Origin of the sequence: Streptomyces misionensis (assembly GCF_007896895.1) — a bacterium.
GTDB lineage: Bacteria > Actinomycetota > Actinomycetes > Streptomycetales > Streptomycetaceae > Streptomyces > Streptomyces misionensis_A.
In genome coordinates this window covers 1-1,811 of the sequence record NZ_VOGW01000144.1, presented here as the reverse complement: position 1 = coordinate 1,811, position 1,811 = coordinate 1, and the positions used below count along the sequence as shown (strand labels likewise).

General features: G+C 72.9%; 2 protein-coding genes. Both read left to right on the top strand.

The features are described 5' to 3' along the window. Positions 1 to 48: 48 nt before the first annotated feature. Positions 49 to 921 carry a DUF2797 domain-containing protein gene (locus tag FRZ03_RS24765; RefSeq protein WP_146467350.1) on the top strand — a complete coding sequence of 291 codons (873 nt, stop codon included), beginning with the start codon at positions 49 to 51 and terminating at the stop codon, positions 919 to 921. A 101-nt stretch (positions 922 to 1,022) separates the two neighbouring features. Next, positions 1,023 to 1,760, top strand: coding sequence for a response regulator transcription factor (locus FRZ03_RS24760; RefSeq protein ID WP_186785590.1), 738 nt, complete (start codon positions 1,023 to 1,025; stop codon positions 1,758 to 1,760). Positions 1,761 to 1,811 lie beyond the last annotated feature (51 nt).

Here is a 1,811-nt window from a genome sequence, read left to right as displayed (position 1 = left end):
ACGCGCCGCCACGGCCACTGTCGGACCCACCCCCTACCCTCACCAGTGATGGCAACCATGTGGAGGTGTGCCGGGCTTCGCTGGTCCGCCGAGGGGCCCGTGCTCGGCTGGGAGGGCGGGCGGAGCAGCCGCCTGGCCTGGGGGAAGCGTGTCGCCTTCACCGTGCCGGAAGGGGCCCGGCGGACCTGCGTCGGGGCGCGCGGCCATGCCTGTCCGGCGCGGGCGCCCGTGTCCCCGCGCAGTACCGGCGCCCGCTGTGAGGAGTGCGCGCGCCTGGACCGGGCGCACTCGGTGGCCGCCGACACGATCGCCGACGACCCCCGTCCGTACCGCGTCTACCTCGCCTGGTTCGGACCCGGCATGGCCAAGGTCGGGATCACCGCCGTGGAGCGGGGCCCGGCACGGCTGCTGGAGCAGGGCGCCGTCTGCTTCAGCTGGCTCGGGACCGGTCCGCTGATGGCCGCCCGGCGCACCGAGGAACTGCTGCGGGCCGCGCTGCGGGTGCCGGACCGGATTCCGTACGCCGACAAGCGGGCGGTGCGGGCGCTGCTGCCGAGGGCGGCGGACGACCGGGCCGCCGAGGTGCGGGAACTGCACGGGCGGGCCGTCGCGCTCGCGCAGTGGCCGGAGTCGCTGCGGCCCGAGCCCTGCGTGATCGTCGACCACGTACGGACCTTCGGGCTCGACCGGGGGCCGGGCGCCCGAGCGGAGGTGGAGCGGCTCCTGCCGGGCGCCGGCCTGAGCGGTGAGCTGGTCGCCGCCGCCGGACCCGATCTCCATCTGGAGGTCCGGGAGGGACGGATCGTCGTGCTCGACACCCGGCTGGTCAGGGGGTGGGGGCTTGTGCCCGCCGCGGCGGGAGGCGACGTACGGGGCTTTCCCGTAAGGGAGTTCACCCAGGAGCAGGACGGGCTCTTCTGAGGGGCTTCCCAGGGGTTGGCTGAGTGGCGGCTGTGTGTTTCTCAGGGAAAACCAAGACTGGTGAAACGCTCTTCTCAGAGGACCCCGACAGGGTGGCCGCCATGACCACGACCTCGCCCCAGGGGCGCACCGAACTGCTGAGGCCGGACGGGAGCCCGGTCCGCGTGCTGGTGGTGGACGACGAGACGTCGATCACCGAACTGCTGAGCATGGCCCTTCGCTACGAGGGCTGGCAGATCAGAAGCGCGGGTGACGGGCAGGGCGCCCTGCAGACGGCCCGGGAGTTCCGGCCGGACGCCGTCGTCCTCGACATGATGCTGCCGGACATGGACGGGCTGGCCGTCCTCGGCCGGCTGCGCCGTGAACTGCCGGACGTGCCGGTGCTGTTCCTGACCGCCAAGGACGCGGTGGAGGACCGGATCGCCGGGCTGACCGCCGGTGGCGACGACTACGTGACCAAGCCGTTCAGCCTGGAGGAGGTCGTGGCGCGGCTGCGCGGGCTGATCCGCAGGTCCGGGGCGACCGACCGGCGGTCCGAGTCGGTGCTCGTCGTGGGCGACCTCACCCTGGACGAGGACAGCCACGAGGTGACCCGGGGCGGTGTCTCCATCCACCTCACCGCCACCGAGTTCGAGCTGCTGCGCTTCCTGATGCGCAACCCGCGCCGCGTGCTCAGCAAGGCGCAGATCCTGGACCGCGTCTGGTCGTACGACTTCGGCGGCCAGGCCAACGTGGTGGAGCTGTACATCTCGTACCTGCGCCGGAAGATCGACGCCGGGCGGGAACCCATGATCCACACCCGGCGCGGCGCCGGATACCTGATCAAGCCCGCCGTGTGATGAGCGGACCTCCCCGGCCCCGGCCCGAGCCGCGGTCGAGCCGGGTACGAC

Excerpts from the sequence above, each read along its gene's own strand:
- FRZ03_RS24765 (WP_146467350.1), top strand. The coding sequence starts at position 49 with ATGGCAACCATGTGGAGGTGTGCCGGGCTTCGCTGGTCCGCCGAGGGG.
- FRZ03_RS24760 (WP_186785590.1), top strand. The coding sequence starts at position 1,023 with ATGACCACGACCTCGCCCCAGGGGCGCACCGAACTGCTGAGGCCGGAC.